The 19,742-nt window shown below is 40.5% G+C and carries 12 protein-coding genes and 1 pseudogene; 3 read left to right on the top strand and 10 right to left on the bottom strand.

Annotated features, from left to right (window positions below):
• The first annotated feature begins 300 nt into the window (after window positions 1-300).
• Genes HMPREF2885_RS02785 through HMPREF2885_RS02775 form a run of 3 tightly spaced genes read left to right on the top strand, consistent with a single transcriptional unit; the run spans window position 301 to window position 3,116 of the window.
• Window positions 301-1,230 (top strand): FAD:protein FMN transferase, encoded by a 930-nt coding sequence (locus HMPREF2885_RS02785; protein WP_070657012.1) that lies wholly within the window; start codon window positions 301-303, stop codon window positions 1,228-1,230.
• Window positions 1,231-1,248: 18 nt separating this feature from the next.
• The gene (locus tag HMPREF2885_RS02780) at window positions 1,249-1,854 is read left to right on the top strand and encodes an NADPH-dependent FMN reductase (RefSeq protein ID WP_000915929.1); all 606 of its coding nucleotides are present in this window, start codon (window positions 1,249-1,251) and stop codon (window positions 1,852-1,854) included.
• A 17-nt stretch (window positions 1,855-1,871) separates the two neighbouring features.
• Entirely contained in the window at window positions 1,872-3,116 is a 1,245-nt protein-coding gene (locus HMPREF2885_RS02775; RefSeq protein ID WP_070656997.1) for an NAD(P)H-dependent oxidoreductase, read from the top strand.
• Between the two features lie 84 nt (window positions 3,117-3,200).
• Here HMPREF2885_RS02775 and HMPREF2885_RS02770 read toward each other — a convergent pair whose 3' ends face one another.
• The 10 genes and pseudogenes from HMPREF2885_RS02770 to HMPREF2885_RS02720 all read right to left on the bottom strand — a co-directional run.
• Complete coding sequence (locus tag HMPREF2885_RS02770) at window positions 3,201-3,458, bottom strand: DUF896 family protein (protein WP_000371291.1); 258 nt, start codon at window positions 3,456-3,458, stop codon at window positions 3,201-3,203.
• 41 nt (window positions 3,459-3,499) lie between these two features.
• Window positions 3,500-5,536: a glycine--tRNA ligase subunit beta gene (gene glyS / locus HMPREF2885_RS02765; protein WP_070656996.1), complete on the bottom strand. Its 2,037-nt coding sequence runs from the start codon at window positions 5,534-5,536 to the stop codon at window positions 3,500-3,502.
• A 260-nt stretch (window positions 5,537-5,796) separates the two neighbouring features.
• Window positions 5,797-6,714 (bottom strand): glycine--tRNA ligase subunit alpha, encoded by a 918-nt coding sequence (gene glyQ / locus HMPREF2885_RS02760; RefSeq protein ID WP_000038733.1) that lies wholly within the window; start codon window positions 6,712-6,714, stop codon window positions 5,797-5,799.
• Between the two features lie 495 nt (window positions 6,715-7,209).
• Entirely contained in the window at window positions 7,210-11,721 is a 4,512-nt protein-coding gene (locus tag HMPREF2885_RS02750) for a S8 family serine peptidase (protein ID WP_070656995.1), read from the bottom strand.
• A gap of 289 nt (window positions 11,722-12,010) precedes the next feature.
• Window positions 12,011-12,853 (bottom strand): aldo/keto reductase, encoded by an 843-nt coding sequence (locus HMPREF2885_RS02745; protein ID WP_033584989.1) that lies wholly within the window; start codon window positions 12,851-12,853, stop codon window positions 12,011-12,013.
• 81 nt (window positions 12,854-12,934) lie between these two features.
• Window positions 12,935-14,323, bottom strand: a complete 1,389-nt coding sequence (gene pgdA, locus HMPREF2885_RS02740) for a peptidoglycan-N-acetylglucosamine deacetylase PgdA (protein WP_050595434.1) — start codon at window positions 14,321-14,323, stop codon at window positions 12,935-12,937.
• Window positions 14,324-14,426: 103 nt separating this feature from the next.
• Window positions 14,427-16,154, bottom strand: a complete 1,728-nt coding sequence (ezrA, locus tag HMPREF2885_RS02735; protein ID WP_070656994.1) for a septation ring formation regulator EzrA — start codon at window positions 16,152-16,154, stop codon at window positions 14,427-14,429.
• Between the two features lie 80 nt (window positions 16,155-16,234).
• Window positions 16,235-18,181 (bottom strand): DNA topoisomerase (ATP-hydrolyzing) subunit B, encoded by a 1,947-nt coding sequence (gene gyrB / locus HMPREF2885_RS02730; RefSeq protein WP_070656993.1) that lies wholly within the window; start codon window positions 18,179-18,181, stop codon window positions 16,235-16,237.
• Between the two features lie 13 nt (window positions 18,182-18,194).
• Window positions 18,195-18,758 carry an HAD-IA family hydrolase gene (locus tag HMPREF2885_RS02725; RefSeq protein ID WP_070657011.1) on the bottom strand — a complete coding sequence of 188 codons (564 nt, stop codon included), beginning with the start codon at window positions 18,756-18,758 and terminating at the stop codon, window positions 18,195-18,197.
• 460 nt (window positions 18,759-19,218) lie between these two features.
• Window positions 19,219-19,742, bottom strand: a pseudogene (locus HMPREF2885_RS02720) (glucosyltransferase); the annotation flags it as partial.

Here is a 19,742-nt window from a genome sequence, read left to right as displayed (position 1 = left end):
TTCCTACCTTTAATTTTTGATTTACCTTCCTAGTATATCATTTACTGTTAGCGTTTACAAGATATTTGCTCAGAATTCTCTTTTTTTCAGAAAAAAATACACTTAACATTGATGAATCTAATTTTTCTATCGTTTTCATATTAATTTTGAGCATATTTCTTGACTTTTTGTCAAAATTCATTTGTGAAAACGCTGACTTTATGATATGCTAGATACATGGAAAGAAAATGTAAGGGGTTTAATTTTTCTTTAACGACCTTATATTGAATGATTTCCTATAAAGAGAAAGGAGCTGGTAGCTTGCCTCTTCATTCACGTTCTGAACGGCTAATGGGAACAACTATCACGATTTCATTAGTAGATGAACAGGCTGATTGCCTACTTCAAGGAGCCTTTGATTTGCTCAAGGAGCTCGAATACCGCTTCAACGCCAATAGTCAAGAATCCGAACTGATGGAAATCAACTACAAGGCTGGAATCGCACCTGTTAAGGTTCATCCTGACCTATTTGAACTGATTGCTCTTGGACTAGAGCACAGCCTAGCTCCCTCTAGCCATCTAAATATCAGTATTGGTCCCTTGATTCAAACCTGGCGAATCGGATTTGCAGATGCACGACTTCCAGAGTTAAACGAAATCGAAGCTGTCTTGCCTCTAGTTGACCCGCATTTTATCAAGTTGGATCCGACTAACTCTACTGTTTTTTTAAAGAAGAAAGGAATGAAGCTTGATTTAGGTTGTTTAGCCAAGGGCTATAGTGCAGATAAGGTTGCCCAGTATTTGAAAGAACACGGTGTCACCTCTGCACTGATCAATCTCGGAGGAAATATCCTCACCATCGGGGATAACCAAGCCAAAGAAGGGAAAGCCTGGCAGATTGGGATTCAAGATCCGCGAAATCCTCGTGGCAACCATCTCCTAACCATTCCTGCTTCTAACAAATCCGTTGTCACTTCAGGTATCTATGAACGCCACCTGACAGTAGATGGAAAAGACTATCACCATATCTTTGATAGTGAGACAGGATTCCCTGTCGAAACCGATCTCGCTAGCCTAACGATTATCTCTGATAAATCCGTTGATGGTGAGGTATGGACAACGCGCCTTTTCGGAGAACGAAGCGCTTCTATCCTCTGGCAAGTCGAAAGTATAGATGGAATTGAAGCCATCCTCATCGACAAAGAGGGACGCCTTGCATGTTCTTCAGGCCTTCAAAATTGTATTATGTAAAAAGAGAAAGGAAATCTCATGCTAAAACTTATTGCCATTGTTGGAACGAACTCTAAACGTTCTACAAACCGCCAATTGCTCCAATACATGCAAAAACACTTTGCAGATAAAGCTGAAATTGAACTCGTTGAAATTAAGGACATTCCTGTTTTCAACAAACCAGCAGATAAACTTCTTCCTGCTGAAATTCTTGAAATTGCTGCTAAAATTGAAGCATCTGATGGTGTCATTATCGGTACTCCTGAGTACGACCACTCTATCCCTGCCGTTTTGATGAGCGCTCTTGCTTGGCTATCTTACGGTATCTACCCACTTTTGAACAAACCAATCATGATCACTGGTGCTTCTTACGGTACACTTGGTTCATCTCGTGCCCAATTGCAACTTCGTCAAATCTTGAATGCTCCTGAAATCAAGGCAAATGTTCTTCCAGATGAATTCTTGCTCTCACACTCTCTTCAAGCATTTAACCCAAGTGGCGACTTGGTTGACCTTGACGTCATCAAGAAATTGGATGCCATCTTTGATGACTTCCGTATCTTTGTGAAAATTACTGAAAAATTGCGCAATGCACAAGAATTGCTTCGCAAAGATGCTGAAGAATTTGACTGGGAAAATTTGTAAGATAGGAGACCGAAAGAATGAAATTTGTTGGACTTGTTGGATCAAACTACGATCAATCATATAACCGCAAACTCTTGGAATTTATTCGTCGCAATTTCAAATTCAAATTTGAATTAGAAGTCCTTGAAATTGACGAAGTTCCAATGTTTAACCAAGACGAAAAATGGGACGAAAGCTTCCAATTGCGTTTCTTGTATAACAAGATTACACGTGCTGATGGTGTCATTATCGCTACTCCTGAGCACAACCACACTATCTCAGCTTCACTCAAATCTGTACTCGAATGGCTTTCATACGAAGTTCATCCATTTGAAAACAAACCTGTTATGATTGTGGGAGCATCATACTATGACCAAGGAACATCACGTGCCCAAGTTCACCTTCGTAAAATCCTTGATGCTCCAGGTGTTAATGCCTACACGCTTCCAGGTAACGAATTCCTTCTTGGTAAAGCCAAAGAAGCTTTTGATAACAATGGAAACATCACCAACGAAGGAACTGTTAAATTCCTTGAAACTTGCTTAGATAACTTTGTTAAATACGTAGGAGTCGTTTCGAAATTGAAAAAACCAAAACCAATCGAACCAGAAGACTTGGATTGTGGAAAACCAATTGATACAACCATTACTGAAGTTGATCCTGACGATCCAGAATGGGTAGAAAAAGTTGCAGCAATCACTGGAGCTGTTTCTGGTGATACCTATGTCAAACTGGACCACGGTATCCTTACAGTTAACCAAATCGATATGTTCTTGAAAGCTATGCCATTTGAATTGACATACGCTGACGACAACAACCAATTCCTCTACTACAACAACGCTCACCAAGATCCAGACACCATGTTTGCTAAACGTGTACCACCTCAATCAGGTAGCCGTATGTCGACTGTTCATGGTTCTCTTCCACCAGCACGTATGAAGAATGTAGAGTGGGTTATCGGAACACTTCGCAACGGAAACCAAGAATACGTCCGTACGATCGTTCCAGGTTCTCCTGCAGGTGTCATCAACACACACAACTACCAAGCAATGTACTATCCTGATGGATCATACGCTGGTATCAATGAAATTGTCTTTAACTTCCAACCATGGCTTGACTGGTACCTAAAAGAGACTGGTCAACGTTTGGTGGGTGGTAGCGGACCATTTGCCCCTGCTGCTGGAGGTCATGGAGACGCCGATGCTACTTCTGGTGCTTCTGATTCAGGTGATGCTGGAGGCCACGGTGGTGACGCTGACGCTACTTCTGGTGCAAGCAACTAAGAAACCAAAAAGGAGCCAAATGGTTCCTTCTTTTTTATTGAAAAAGAAAAGGGGCTTGTAAATCATCTACAAACCCCTTTCATTTTATGAGTTGGGATCATCTAAACTACGCCCATGCAAACCTTTTTCACGTTGTACTTGGCGTAGTTTTTCTGGTGTGACATCATTTCCTTCCTCGTCCACAATTTTGATTCCTTCAATGTGGTGACGAACAGAACGACGATAGCCTTCGATGTACTCCTCACGAAGTTTAGCTTGTTCCACTTTTTCAGCAGAAGTTAAACCTTCTGTTTTTTTCTTTTTAGCAAGCTCGTTAATACGAGCGATTTTTTTCGGATCCATTTCTTCTCCTTTGTGATAAGATACAGTCCGTTCGACTGAGTTTATTTAGTATTGATTTGGTTAAAACGAGCGAGTTTAGCTGCTTTCTTGGTTAGTTGCGATAAGATTGCCAAGCGATTTTGTCGGACAGTCTGATCTTCAGCCATTACCATGGTATTTTCAAAGAAAGCATCAATAACTGGGCTAAGCGCAAAGAGTTGTTCTAATTGCTGGCTTGCAGTTCCTGACAAAACGAGTGATTCTACTACTTCTGCCAAGGCTTTCTCTTCTTCATTCTCAAAGAGAGCAGGATCAACCGTGTCAGTTCCTTCGGCTTTTTCAGCCAAGTTGAAAGCACGTGACAGGGATTCGACAGACGATTTGAAGTTTTCTTCTTTGCTTGCTTCTACAAGAGCACTTGCTGCTTCCAACATATCCGCCACGACAAAGTTCGAACTTGCAAGGACTGCCTCCTTAATGTCTTTTGGAGTAGAACCCATCATCTTATCAACACGAGCCTTAATAAAGTCCATAACCTCTGCTTTATTTTCATAAGTCAAGCTGTCAAATTTCAAAGCATAAAGGCTATCGATCAGCTCATCCATAGCAATGTGCCAACCAAAAGCATCCAAGATACGAACTACACCTTGAGTCGCACGACGAAGAGCATAAGGATCATTAGAACCTGATGGAATCAAACCTACTGAGAAGAAACTCAAAATCGTATCCAATTTATCTGCAATGGCTAGAACTGCCCCAACCTTGCTCTCTGGAAGTTCTCCGTCAGCAGATGTCGGCATGTAGTGTTCACGAATGGCTGCTGCGACTGCTGGCGTTTCCCCAGCAAGGAGGGCATATTTTTCACCCATAATACCTTGGAGTTCATCAAACTCACCAACCATACCCGTCAACAAGTCAAACTTGTAAATGGCTGCTGCACGCGCTAGGTCAACTGTTTCATCCACTGACAAGCCAGCTTTTTCTGCCAAGAGAATAGCAATCTGACCAGTACGAATCATGTGTTCACGAAGAGAACCAATCTTTTCGTGGAAGGTGACGTTGTTTAATTTTTCAACAAGGTCAGAAATCACCAATTTTTGGTCTTCACGCCAGAAGAATTCTCCGTCTTCCAAGCGTGCAACTAAGACTTTTTCATTACCCTTGATAACATTTTCCAAATGCTCTGCGTTTCCGTTACGAACAGAAATGAAGTTTGGCAAGAGTTTACCATCTTGATTACGAACAACAAAATAACGTTGGTGTTCTTTCATCGAAGTTACCAAAACTTCTTCTGGAACTTCAAGGTATTTGGCATCAAAACTTCCCATGAAGGCAGTTGGGTATTCAACTAAGTTCAAGACTTCATTCAGCAAGTCCGCATCAATTTCGATACGTACACCATGTTCAGCTTCGATGGCTTTAATTTGGTCAACAATCATTTGCTCACGTTCACGAGGATCCGCAATTACAAATTGTTTACGAAGGTCTTCTTCATAGCTCAATGCTGACTGAATCTTAGTTTCTTGCCCCAAGAAACGATGGCCGCGACTCACACGACCGCCCTTGATATCAAGGAAATCCAAGTCAAACTCTTCTTCATCTAAAAGAACAATCAAAGTGTGTACAGGGCGGATATATTCAAAGGTGTTGTTAGCCCAGTGCATGCTGACAGGGAATGTCAGTGACTTCAAGACGTCTACTACACCTGGAACAATGGCTTCAACTGGTTGCCCCACTTCTTCCTTGGTAACATAGACATATTCTTCACCCTTGATTTCACGGAATTCAATATCTTCAACTGTCAAGCCTTTCCCACGGACAAATCCTTGAGCTGCTTTGGTGAAGTTTCCAGCACTATCCAAGGCAATTTTCTTTGCTGGACCCTTGAAATCTTCTGTCAAATCAGATTGCTTGTCTGCAAGCCCAGTCACACGAACAGCCAAACGACGTGGTGTTGAGAAGGTTTGAATGGCTTCAAAGGAAAGACGATTTTCTTTGAGGAAGGCTGCCATTTTTTCACCTAGTTGTTTTTCACTTGGAGTTACCACATAGGCTGGTAACTCTTCAAGACCGAGTTCTACTAATAAGTTTTTTGTCATGTTTTTTCCTTTACATTTTCTTCAATCTTTTTTGATATGCCCCTTAGGTACTGGGGATGTCGCTAACTAACTTTTGTGAGTCTGTAAGGAAATCTTATACCAAATAAACTAAGATTTCCAACAGTCTCATCAAAGTGGATTTAGCTGACTGATTTTTGAACCCAAGGTTTCAAAAATCCCCACATAACAGTACGGCGGTGCATATCCCTTTAGCAAGTCTTCGACTTGCCTTTAACGATTTTAGATCACAGTATTACTTACTATTCTGCATCTTCTGCTAGGAGTTTAGCTCGTGTTGCTTCATCCAAAAGTGGGTAACCTAGGCGTTTGCGTTCTGCGACAAAGGTTTTGGCTACGACACGGGCCAGGTTACGGATACGGGCGATATAGCCTGCGCGCTCAGTTACAGATACGGCACCACGCGCGTCAAGCAGGTTAAATGTGTGTGAACATTTGAGAACATAGTCATAGGCAGGGTGAACCAAGCCTTCCTCCAAAGCGCGTCCTGCTTCTTTTTCAAACTTATCAAAGTTTTCCAACAACATTTCTTGGTCCGAAATTTCAAACGAATATTTTGAGTGCTCGTACTCAGGCTGGATAAAGATTTCTCCGTATTTTACACCATCGGCCCACTCGATATCATAGACAGAATCAACTTCTTGAATGTAAGAAGCCAAGCGTTCCAAACCATAGGTAACTTCCGCAGTCACAGGCCCAGTTGCCAATCCACCGACTTGTTGGAAATAAGTGAACTGAGTGATTTCCATGCCATCAAGCCAAACTTCCCAACCGAGACCTGCAGATCCAGTCGATGGGTTTTCCCAGTTGTCCTCAACGAAACGAATATCGTGCTCCAAAGGATTGATGCCCAATTTTTCCAAAGACTCAAGGTAAAGTTCTTGGATATTTGACGGAGAAGGCTTCATAACTACTTGGAATTGGTGGTGTTGGTATAGACGGTTAGGGTTTTCCCCGTAACGACCGTCAGCAGGACGACGTGATGGCTCTACATAAGCCGCATTCCATGGCTCAGGCCCGATAGCACGAAGGAAAGTGTACGGACTCATGGTTCCCGCACCTTTTTCATTGTCGTAAGCCTGCATAAGCATACAACCTTGGTCATTCCAAAATTGTTGCAAAGTCAAAATAATTTCTTGAAATGTTAATTTCTTAGACATTGTTTACTCCTTTTTCTATAAATTACTTGCGACACGAGTCTGCCTCGTCGATTATACGGGGCAAGACGAGTTAGTACTGCGTCTAGCTCAGGCACTCTAATGCTGAGCGTGGGGCAGTCCGACTGTAAGGAGGTCTCTGCCACTGACGCAGTGGAAAGTCAATTTTTTAGACATTATTTACTCCTTTTTATAAATTCTTGTGACTTTGGATACAAAAAGAACCGTGTCTTTGCTCCTAAGTCTGTGACCTAGGGGCGTCAGAAACGCGGTTCCACCCTAATTTATTACTTCATTGTTTTAAAAAATACGACAGAAAGCGCCAGCTCCTTATTTTGCCCTACTCGGCTCCCACTATCCCAAGCTCGCTTGAAGAACGCCATAAGACTTTCTTTCCTAGCTAGTATTATAGCAGATTTTCTAGCTAGTGTAAACCAAAAATGAGTCTGAAAACAAAGTTTCAGACTCATTTATCAGTAAAGCTTCAGAAACTCCTGTTTAAGGATGTCTTCTTGCTTTTGGTTTTTTGCCATGCAGATTTCTCTTGGCTTGTTTCAAGACTGTAATGGCATCTTTGACATCTTCTTGGCTCGCTCCTGGATCATTAAGGAGTTCCTGAGCTTCTTTAAAGGCTAAAAGATAAGCTGCTTTTTCTTTCTTGTCTGCATAGATAAATCTCGCATTCTTTTCTTGGAAAAGGCGTTCATCCTTGACCAGTTTCTTCAGACTAGAGAAGTCAGTAGCTTTGCCATTCAGTTTACTTTTAGCTGTTGCAAGGGCAATGAGAGATTGGTCAATTTGATCCTGTTTGACTTTAGGATCCACAGCAAGTAAGGCGATTTCTTGGAAGGCACGATCATAAGCTCGACGTACTTTTTCCTTGGCATTAGCATATCGTCCAGTTTTAGTCGTTGCATAGTAAGCTTTCATAGCTTCTTTCAAGGCTGCCACGTTCGAATCTTTTCCATCCAAAGCCTTACCAGCAGCTTCAAGACTAGCGAGAACTCCATCAATCAATTCTTGTTTCAACTTGCTTGACAAGGCTGACCGCGCCACTTGGAAAGCTTGGTCATAAGCTTTTCTCTTATCTGCACTACTATTAAAGTAACGAGACGTTTCTACCAGTTCTTTTTGTTGATTTACCGCAGCAATCAAGGCCAACTTAGACACAACAGATAGGCGCAAAGCATTATTTCGACCTGGATGAACGAGCAAGGAAACGAGATTTTCAAGGAGTTCATATCCAGTCGGTAAGCCAATCTCTACAGTATAACGACCTATAGCAACTTTCTTGCCGAAGGCGTATTGACCATATTTTTCAGCAGGAAGAGCGATCCTTGTACCATCTTCTCCTTTCAGAACCACTGTAGTCGTCTTTGGAACTGCTTGATTGAAAGAAACAGATACCGGAGCATACTCTAGGAGATTTGCTAGGAAGGTAATGGTTTGGAAACTATTTTCTTCCGTCAGGTCAAACTCTTGGGACAAGGCACTGATAAATTTCAATTCTGTTCGGTCATAACTGAAAATTTCTGCCGTATAATGACCAAACTGTAAGAAATGAATCGCTTTTGACTTGTCGACATCAACATATTGCCCCTCGCTATTTTTAATTCGATAGACGTAGAGGGTATCAATATCTTGGTTTGTTTTCGCATCCTTCAAGGCGATTTTCACTCGACCACTATTTTGATCGCGCACAAGTTCTGCAAGCGAGATATAGTCTACATTTCCTGCATAGTCCTCTACAAGATAGTAAATATTAGCCTTGTCAACATCCTTAGGAAGTGTATAACTACCGTCAGCATTGGCCTTAATCAGATGGGTGTTCTCAAGCGCACGAGTTCCAGACTCGTCCTTTCCAGTTAGAACCATGGTCCCTTTCTGATCAAATGGTGTGATATAGAAGACTTTTTCTGAAAGGATACCGCCTTGACCCACATCTTTTGGTTTGCGAGCTACGAATTCTTGGTTTCCATCTTTAAAGCGAATATAACCACTCGTGATGACAGGTTTTTGAGTATCAATTTGAATTTTAAAGGTCGTGTATTGTTCTTTTGCTCCTGGAACATCTGGTGTATAACTGATAACATAGTCATATAAACCATCCGCTACGGTATTACCATCAAAATCCTGACCTCTCCAAGCAGTATTATCTAGAATATAACTCTTCAGATTTCTACTGTCACCATCAAAATAATTCTTACGAAGATCCTTTGCATCGCCCTCCCAAATAGGATGTTCATGCTTGGTATCCGTAGCCGCATAAACTGTTGCCCGAAGATTTACAAGATTTCTCAAAGCAACCGTTTTGTATTCAACTAGGTCTTTGTTCCCATCATCGTTTGGAGAAATAGCAATACGGACATTCCCTTTTTCGTCCAACTGAAGAACATGCTTACCTTCAGCATTTTGTTCAATCCCAAGAACGGTAATTCTGCGTCCTTGGCGTTGACCTTGAGAAACAAGAAGATCATTTTGCAAGCTTGCTAGATAGGTCGCATCATTAGAGTAGTTAACTGCAGGATTTTCCTTGTCTACTTCCGTGTAAAATCCATTTTTTCCTTCTCGGACAAGATTGTAAATTGGTTTTTCGACAGCAGGAAGATTTTGGAATTCACCTCGGAAGCCCATAAATGCAAGACTCACAATATCTCCATCATCTGCTGGATCTACAAAGCGAACAAAACCTTCAAGGAAATAGCCATTTGGCATTTGTTTGCTGAGTTCAGCAGCAAATTTTCGAGCATCCACTTTAACAGTGACTGTTTGACTGCTGTGGGCTTTGACCGTCACTTCAGGCCAGACTGTCTCCGTTAGTTTTCGAGGTCGAAGGGTGAATTTCCCATCTTGGACTTCGTCTGTATTGGTATTCACTACCATCTTGAGAGTACGATCAGTATCTGAAATATTGTGTACAGTGACCTTGAAAGTAAATTGATCTCCAACATTTCCTAATGTCACACTTGGATAACCATTTTCACCCGTTACATAGAGATCTGTTGACACTGCAGCAGCTGTATCCACAATACCAGAACCTTGCTGACGAGGAGAGGTATAAGTGCCTGTATCCTTATTAACATGTGGTTTTGCAGTTGACATGATCAAGGCCTTGACAGTCTCTGATACTTGCTCAGGAGTCAATTCTGGATGGTGTTTTTGAAGGTATTCCTTAACCAGAACGGCAACACCCGTAACGTGAGGAGCCGCCATACTGGTTCCGCTGATACTACCATAGGTATTGTCATTAAAGGATGAATAGATATTGCCGCCAGGAGCTGTCACGTCCGGTTTCAATTGTCCATCGGTAGTCACTCCCCAACTTGAAAAGTCAGATAGCTGATTGGCTACATCAGAAGGGCGATTATCCATCTTGTCATTAAAAACAATCTTATATTTTCCTGATTTTAAGGCTTCACCATACTGTTTAGAAATAAATACAGAAGGAATTTTCTTTGCTTCATCATCAATAGCCATATTGATGTTTGCGCCCTCTACATTATTGTAGATCAATGCACCAACTGCACCGTGTTTTCGTGCATTTTTGATCTTCTCTGAAAAGTTCATGGCTCCACGCTGAATGAGGGCAAGTTTCCCAGTTAAATCCAACTTCGCAAAGTCTTCTTCACGACCTAACCCTGCTTCGACGTATTCGTACTCTTTTCCCTTTTCAAAATCCTTATCTGACTCAGGTTGATTATAATCAAATTTTCCGTTATGAAGGCCGGCATTTCCCTCTAGACCTTTGACTTCAAAAACCGCTGTTGTCAATGTTTTGTTGTTGACAGAAGCAACTGAAATTGAGTCTTCAACAGTGGATGGATTTCCAACCAAGCCATAGTCTGGGTTTTCGGCTAGTGGTTTTGAATAACCATTTCCGAATGTATTGCTATTTCCTGCTGAGATAAGAACAGAAACTCCCTTGGCACGAGCCCGTTTGATGGCATCCACGATATCAGAACCAGCATCGACCATAGAACCAGTGCTAGAGCCTAAACTCATATTAATGGCATCTGCTCCCAAGGCAACTGCGTCATCAATCGCCTTTACATAAAGGGCAGAACTGGTCGTTTTTTGGCGATCTGAAAAGACACGCATAAACATAACTTGGGCTTCTGGCGCCACACCATAGACCTTTTCACCATTTGGTGCTTCTTTATCAGGGTTTCCAGCTGCTATCCCTGTTACGTGCATCCCATGAGAAGTTCTTTCTGCTTCTTTGATCTTATCTGTTCCGTCAAAGTAGTCATAGGCATAGACAACCTTATCGCTATACCATTTACCGTAATCGATTCCAGCAGCCTTTTTAGCTGCTTCGATGGCTTCCTTGTTTTTAAATTTTGCTTTTGACGGATCCGAAATTCGAAGAACCTCATGATTCAAATCAAGCCCAGAGTCAATTATGGCAACAACGGTCCCTGTCCCCTTGTAACCAGCCTTCCAAGTTTTTGGTACTGTGATGATATCATTGCTTGAAAGACTATTTGGTTTTGCAGACTCAGCTTTTTCTTGTTCTTTTTCAGTAGCTGCCGTTTCTCCAGTAGCTTTAGGAGCTGTCGTTACTTGAACCTCTTTTTTCTCCAAGTCAGAAGCCTTCTCAGTAGCAGGCGCTGGACTGGTAGCTACTGTTGTTTCTTTCTGAACGACACCTTGATTTTCTTCTTTTGAAACTGCGCTATCTTTTCCTGATTCTTGGGCTTCAGCAGTTTTATCAACCGAAGTTTCTACCTTAGCATCTTGTTTACTAGCATCCTCTTTAGAAGTTTCAGCTTCTTGTTTCTCTCCAACTACTGGAGCTATCACATTAGTATTGGTTTGGTCAGTTGAAGAGTTTGAGTGCTTATCGTCTTTTAGCTCTGTCTTGATTGCCTGAGTTTGGGCTTGATTTTCACCTGTACTCTGCTCATTGGCATTAACTTGACTTGCTCCAAAAACCAAAGCAGTTCCCAATAAAACTGAAGCAAGACCAAATTTGTATTTCCGTAATGAAAAACGTTGTCGTCTATCCATAAATAATCTCCTTTTTCTTTAAAGTATACCCATTATAACGCAAATAATCAAAAATTTTCATAAAAATCTGAATTGTCACAAAAATGTAATATTTGCGTATGTAATGTTCTTATTTAGTTTTATCGTTCGTGTTATTTGTTCTATCAAAGCAACATTTTCTAAACTTGTTCATTTATTTCAATTTATAAAACTATTTTATTATACAAATAATTTAGATTTTTTATACACAAAAAGACTAGGATTTAAAATTCCTAGTCTTTGTTATTTCGGTATAAACAGATTTCACAAACTAAAAATCCATCTCATCCACACGAGGTGCGCCCGAAGTCACTGAAATTGTCTTTAAGACTTCTCGCTCGTCTTTGCTGAGTTCAATTTCAAAACAGTCAAGATTGCTCTGGATGCGAGAGGCTGTCACTGACTTAGGTAGGGGTAAAAATCCTTCTGCCAAGCTCCAAGCCAAGGCAATTTGAGCAACTGATTTCCCATGCTTAGCAGCAATTTCTTGGACTTCTGTCTTGTCAAACAACTCCCCTTGCCCAAATGGTCCCCATGCCTCTAAGAGGATTCCTTTCTCTTTACAGTAGTCAACCACTTCCTCCTGATAAACTCCTGGTGCCAAGCGTACCTGATTGACCGCTGGGATGATTCTTGCTGTCTCAAGTAAGTCATCCAAATGATGGGGAAGGAAATTACTAACGCCGATAGCACGAATTTTACCTTCTTGGTACAGGTCCTCCATCGCTCTCCAGACATCGGCATTGCGAGTTTTCCATTCGTCATTTTCTCTTAAAGGTTTTGGATTTGGCCAATGGATAAGGTACAAATCTAGATAATCCAATCCCAGTTTTTCCATTGATTCTTCAAATGCTTGGCGAGTTTCTTCATAGCTGTGATTGGTATTCCAGAGTTTGGTCGTTACAAAGATTTCTTGTCGTGGAATACCGCTATCTCGAATAGCACGACCAACACTTTCCTCATTTTTATAGATAGCTGCAGTATCGATATGACGATAACCAGCCTTTAAGGCTTCTAAAACGGCTTGATAGGCTACCTCTCCATTTTCAGCTTTCCATGTTCCAAATCCTAGTACAGGAATGGAAACTCCATTATTAAGGGTGTAAGATTTCATCGTTTTTCCTTTCTATGTGAAGAAAATCTAAAGAAACAAAATCCTGATTATCAGAACACTTGCTCCTTTAGATTTTAACAATTATTGATCACGATCGTAATAGATCTCGTGAGCCTTCAAGCGAGAATTGAGCAATTCAGGAACAGTCACAAATGTATACCCTTCACCCTTTAAATACTCAATGACACTTGGTAGAGAATTAACAGAAGGACCATGGATATCATGCATGAGAATGATAGAACCATTACGAACTTGGTGTTGAATTTCTGTCAAAATAGCAGCTTCATTCTTACTCTTCCAGTCTAAACTATCCACATCCCACATGATAAAACTCAAGTCAAGACTATTTCGAATATCATCAGTGATGGCACCATAAGGTGGGCGCATCAGTTTAGAGCTTGATCCTAAAACTTGAGTCAACAAATCTTCTGTATCAGTGATTTGCTTTTTAGCATCTTCGAGGGATAATTTAGAAAGGATAGGGTGATCCCAGCTATGATTTCCCACAACATGACCTTCCGATTTCATTCGTTTCAGAAGATCTTCATTTCCTGCTATGTTTTTTCCAAGTACAAAGAAGGTTGCTTTTACACCGTACTTAGCCAGGGTATCCAAGGCTTGTGGAGTTGTAGTAGGATTTGGACCATCATCAAAGGTCAAGGCTACAACCTTTTTATTTTTCTTGGCAAAGTAAGTTTGATAGAGTTCAGCATCTTTTTCTAGTAAATAAGAGGACTCAATGACATCAAAGAAACTGGATATTGGTAAAGCAATTTCTTCAACAGTCTCTTCAGAATTAGCAGGATAAAGGATAATTTGACTATCTTTATAATCAAAACTCCAAGATGATAAGTCTTGGCCTGTGAAACTCTTTATAACTTGATCAATTTTTGTCTGGTCAAGCTTCTTATCTTCTAGAGTTGATTTGACCTGATTTAGTAAAAGTTCCTTAGCTTTGCTTGCATCTTTAAAAAGTTTACTAAGGTCAAAATCTTTCCCATCTTCAGTCAAGAAAATTTTTCCTAAAGAAGTCTTTTCTTTTTCTTCAACCTTTGATGCAGATAAATCGTAGACTTGCTTGCCAATATTACGAGCAACAACTCCCTTTAAGACAGGATCCAGCTGCTCAGTATAATAAAAGACCAGATCCTCTTTATCTTCTAGATTTTCTTTGATGTCTTGGTTGATTTTTTCTCTAATAGACGCAATAACTTCCTCTCCTTGCAGAGGGTAGTAGGCAATCACCTCCGCTTGCCCTTTTCGGAAATGGTCCCTCTGACTACCTGAGTTGAATTGCTGATCCTTTTCGCTTTTTAGCGCTTCAATTTTTTGTTCATAAGATTGCTTTTGTAGAACCTTGTAGCCAATGGCACTTCCCAAAAGAATCATAGCGATTCCTAAGATCCCAACAAAGGAAAGCAATAACCTTCTCTTTTTATCGTGAGAAACACGGTTCATATTTTTCTTCATATTTCCATCATATCAAATCAAAGCTATTATTTCAATGATAAACAGGTAATCTAGCTCCATTTCAAAAAATAAAAAAAAGCTTAGAGTTCTCTAAGCTTCTATTTTAAAAGCGAATTGCTTCACGTGTTTTTTCATATGAAGTCACAAAACGATTTGTAACTCCTGGTTCTGCAACTTCCAAGGCTTGAGAGATCTTCTCAAATGATGCCCGATAGTCAAACTCTTTCTCAAAAATTTCAAGTGCTTCGTTGAAAGCCTCTTGGATGCGTTCATCAAATGAACGGTAGCGATTTGAGTATTGGAGAAGTTGCTCAGTCAAGGTTGCATATTGAACAATATCGTATGTTTCTGTCTCAAGTACTGCCATATCATTCGTTGCAATTTCAAGAATTCGCTTAACAGATTCAATATTAACCTGCGGTTGTTCTAGCTCCGCCATCAAATCTTCAGTGTTATGACTTGCAGTAAAGAAAAGTTTCAAGAAACTTTGAGGGATTCCTGGTAAGTTTCGCTTCTCCATGTAACGTTTGATAGTGTGCAAACGATTCACATAGACATTTGCTTTTTGGCGAGCATTGAGGTCATCTTTTTCAATTTGCGCAAGTCGTTCGCTCACAGAAATTTGCTCATCTTCAATATCTTTGAGATTGCTTTGAAGCATTTCCAACTGTTCTTCAAGAACAGAATAGGCTTGAGCAGATTCTCTTTGGTCCTCTGTTACTTCTAAAATAGCGGTATCAAGTGCAGCTAATTCTTCTTGAAGTCGGCGGACATGATTCCCATCACTTTCTGGAAGAAGATAAGTTTTATTTAGTCGTTCAAGATCCTGAACAAGCACCTGGTTATTTTCCTTCAAGTGGTTGAGATAGGTTGGAAGTGTTGAGAGGAGATTCTCAACGACTTTTTGAGCCTCAATTTCATGAGTGAAAATATCATAAAGTGCATTGATTTCTTCTTGAATGCGATTATTTTCATACTCTGCATTGTCCAACTCCAACTGACGAATGTTTTCTTGATTATTCTTCAAAGATTCATGCAAGAGTTGGAAACGTGACTCAATATCTGTTTCAATAAAGTGGTATTTGGCATCCAACAGCTTACGATAGCCCTCTTCCAAATCTGCTAATTGGTCTGGTAATTCCTTTGTCAATGTTTCAACTAGAGCCGGAATACGATCAACGATATGAGTTAAGGCAAGAATATGGTTTTCAGTATCATCTAAGATTGCTGCGGCTTCAACTGGGTCACCTGAAGAGTTCAAGGTAACAAATTGAGAGAATTCTGATTGGATGTTTTCCAATTGTTTCTCAATCTCAGGAAGGGCTTTCCCATATTTTTCTGAGTTTTCTGCAACAGTGTGCTGGAGTGTTTCAAACAAGTCCAAAGCGTGCAAGACACGACCACTGTTTTTAGATTCTTGTTTTTCAAGTTCTGAGAGGGCATTGCGAATAGCTGCAATGTCTTCTTCGATCAAGTCGATTTGGCTCTCAATTTGATCAATTTTGTGTGTTGCTTTAAAGAAACGGAAAGAATTGTTGTAGCTTTCAGCTTCAAAGAGATGGTTTTCAATATCAGCAAATGAGTTAAGTGATAAATCGACCCATTTTTGATTCCATTCACGGAAGGTTACCTGACTTTGACCAATCAAGTGCATGTTTTTAACGGCTTCAACCTCATCATTAACTGGAAGGTTGTAGAGTTCTTCTTTTCTTTCTTCAAGGGCCGTTAATCGACTTACATTACGCTTACGTAAAAAGATAACTGCTACATAAGCTAGGATCAAAATGACTGCAATCGCAACCATTAGATAAATTAGTTGTCCATTAGACATATCAAACTCCTTTTATACTAGAAACAATCGTAATGATTATATCATATTTTTTAAACCAAGGGAACTATTTCCCACAATTTTTAGACGTCAAGTGTACTATAAACAGCGTTTTCTTCAATAAATTCGCGACGAGGTTCTACTCGATCTCCCATCAACATATCAAAGATTTTATCTGCTTCGGCAGCATCATCTACCGAAACACGCGCCATCAAGCGATGTTCAGGATCCATGGTTGTTTCCCACAATTGGTGGTCATCCATTTCTCCCAAACCTTTATAACGTTGGATGGTTGGTTTTGAACGCCCTTCACTGTGACGTGCTAAGGCTTCTTGGAGTTTAATTTCTTGATCTGCACCAGGTTGAATGTATTCTTTGATCTCACTTCCAACTTTAACCCCATAAATCGGTGGTTGGGCAATGTAGACATAACCAGCCTCTAAGATTGGTTTCATATAGCGATAAATCAAGGTTAGCAAGAGAGTTCGAATGTGGGCTCCATCAACATCGGCATCGGTCATCAAAACGAGTTTTTGGTAACGAGCCTTAGTGACATCAAATTCTGCACCAAATCCTGTTCCCATGGCTGTGAAAAGGCTTCGAATTTCTTCGTTGGCAAGGATTTTATCCATGCTAGCTTTTTCAACGTTCAAGATCTTACCACGAATTGGAAGGATAGCCTGGAATTCACGATTACGACCAGATTTGGCTGATCCACCAGCTGAGTCTCCTTCGACGATGAAGAGTTCGGTTTCAGCAGGGTTATTTGAAGAACAGTCTGCTAGTTTTCCTGGTAAATTGGAAATTTCCAAGCCAGATTTCTTGCGAGTGACTTCTCGCGCACGCTTGGCAGCCACACGAGCCTTGGCAGCCAAAATCCCTTTTTCCACGATGCGCTTGGCAATCTGTGGATTCTCCATGAGGAAATCAGAAAAGGCATCACTAAAGAGGCGGTTGGTAATCTTAACCACTTCGCTATTTCCCAGTTTGGTCTTGGTTTGTCCTTCAAACTGCGGATTTGGATGCTTGACAGAGATAACAGCAGTCAAACCTTCACGGACATCTTCCCCTGTCAGGTTGTCTTCATTGTCTTTTAGCAATTTATTCTTGCGGGCATAATCATTGATAACACGAGTCAGAGCCGTACGGAAACCTTGCTCATGTGTTCCACCTTCATGGGTATGAATGTTATTGGCGAAACTCATGACGTTTTCGTGGTAGCCAGTTGTGTACTGCATAGCTACTTCAACAGTAATGTCATCCATTTCACCATCTGTATAGATTGGTTTGTCAAAGATAACATCCTTATTCTCGTTGATATACTCAACGTAGCTAGCAATTCCACCTTCATAGTGGTAATGCTTGGTTTGTTCGAGACCTTCACGCTTGTCTGTAATTGAAATTCGAAGCCCTCGGTTCAAAAAGGCTAATTCTTGAACACGTTTGTTTAATTTTTCAAAGTCAAAAGTCGTTGTTTCTGTAAAAATCTCTGGGTCTGGTGTAAAGTGAACTGTTGTTCCTGTTTTATCTGTATCTCCAACGACCTCAAGATCAGCAACAACATGACCACGACGGTATTCTTGGTAATGAATTTTGCCGTTTTTGTGAACATGGACATCTAGTTGGGTTGAAAGAGCGTTTACTACTGATGAACCCACTCCGTGGAGCCCACCTGATACCTTATATCCGCCACCGCCGAATTTTCCTCCAGCGTGAAGAACCGTAAAGACTGTCTCAACAGCAGGACGTCCCGTCTTTTCCTGAATGTCAACAGGAATTCCACGACCGTCATCCACAACGGTAATGGAATCATCAGGTTCGATAAAGACTTGGATATGACTCGCAAATCCAGCCAAGGCCTCGTCAATAGAGTTATCAACGATTTCCCATACTAGATGGTGAAGACCTTCTTTTGAAGTCGATCCAATATACATACCTGGACGCATACGAACAGCTTCAAGTCCCTCCAAAACTTGAATTTGACTGGCATCATAATCTTGTGCCTGTTGATTTTTGATTTCTTCTGTCATTTTTTCCCTTTTCTTACATGTCTATTGCTTGTCTCAATGTCGCAACGTTATTAAAAAGATAGGCATCTAAGCCAGCAGCTTTACCTGCTTCTACATCAATATTTCTGTCTCCAATGACCAAACCGGATGAGATATGATATTTATCACGTAAATAAATCATAGACTCTGGATCTGGTTTCCGTTTGAAACCAGAACTGGCAGTCACGACTTCTGTGAAATAGTCAGCTATCTGAGTCTTTGCAAGAAGTTCTAGCACTTGGTCATTTCGATGAGAGACTAAGAAATGACGGCCACCCTTGTCAGAGATGTCTTTTAGTAACTCTGGAATTCCCTCAAACAAAACTGGGTACTCTAGCTCACGCGCTTCATTTTCTTTATAGTTCTCTAAAAAATCCTCGATATCTGGTGCAAACTTCTCGATGGCAAAAGCTGTCGAAACCTTCAAAGCTTCGTAGACTCGGTCGTGTTCTTGCTCTATTCCGTATTGGGCTAAGGTTTCTACAAAGGCTGCAGTAGAAGTCTCATAATTATCCAATAGGGTACCACCTAAATCCCATATATAGTCGTGATATTTCATACCCTTCATTATACCATTTTTTTATGAAAAAAGCGATGATTTCCTAGATTTTTCGGCTCTATAATTTATATAGAGAGTAAAACACTATTGCATCTATGGAGCCTTTTTGTGAAGAATAGCTCCTCTATAAATAATCAAGCAAAATCTTTCTTATCTCAAATGTACAAATTAAAGAATAGAAACTACTAACAACCGCGTCATTGTTCACAAACGAAACGCTTTTGGATTTTCAAACTTTAAAAATAGAATACTCATTGCTTTGAATACCACAATAGAGTGCAGAAAAAGATTATTCCAATATGGAGTCCCTTGTTAATTCATTACAGTTCCCAATGATTCCATCTTTCTTTTCAATTGTAATTTATTCTCCAAACAGGCAAAAAACGATAACGTCCTTTTAAGGTGTTATCGTTTTTGTATATCATCAGATAAAGTTTGATTTTTATTGAGCTAAATTCGATTAGTTTCTTCCGAAGTTTTGACCTCTACCATCGCGGTCAAAATACATCCAACTTCCATCTTCAAGTTGAATCCATTTGCTTCGAGCCATATCCCCTGAATTGGCATCGAAATATCGACTAACCCCATTCACATCAACAACTTTTCCTTTGACTTGCTTGCCGTCTTGCGTGAAATAGAGAGTCTGTTGACCAACCTGCTGCAAGCCTGTCACTGCTTTTCCATCTTGATCAAAATAGTACCACTCATTTTGGGAACCTTCGACAAATTTGTTGGTTGCCATCTCTCCTGAGTTAGCATCAAAGTAACGGATACTCTTATCTGAAAGTGTCACGATTTTACCCTTGACTTGCTTGCCATCTTGGTCGAAGTAAAGTGTTTGTTTGCCAATCTTTTGAAGACCTGTCACTGCTTTACCAGTTTTGTCAAAGTAATACCATTCGTTCTTGGCACCTTCAGCAAACTTGCCGACCGCCATTTCTCCTGAGTTGGCATCAAAGTAACGGATACTCTTATCTGAAAGTG

It is taken from the genome of Streptococcus sp. HMSC062H02, from assembly GCF_001813005.1.
Lineage (GTDB): Bacteria > Bacillota > Bacilli > Lactobacillales > Streptococcaceae > Streptococcus > Streptococcus oralis_S.
This window is presented reverse-complemented; position numbering and strand designations above follow the sequence as displayed.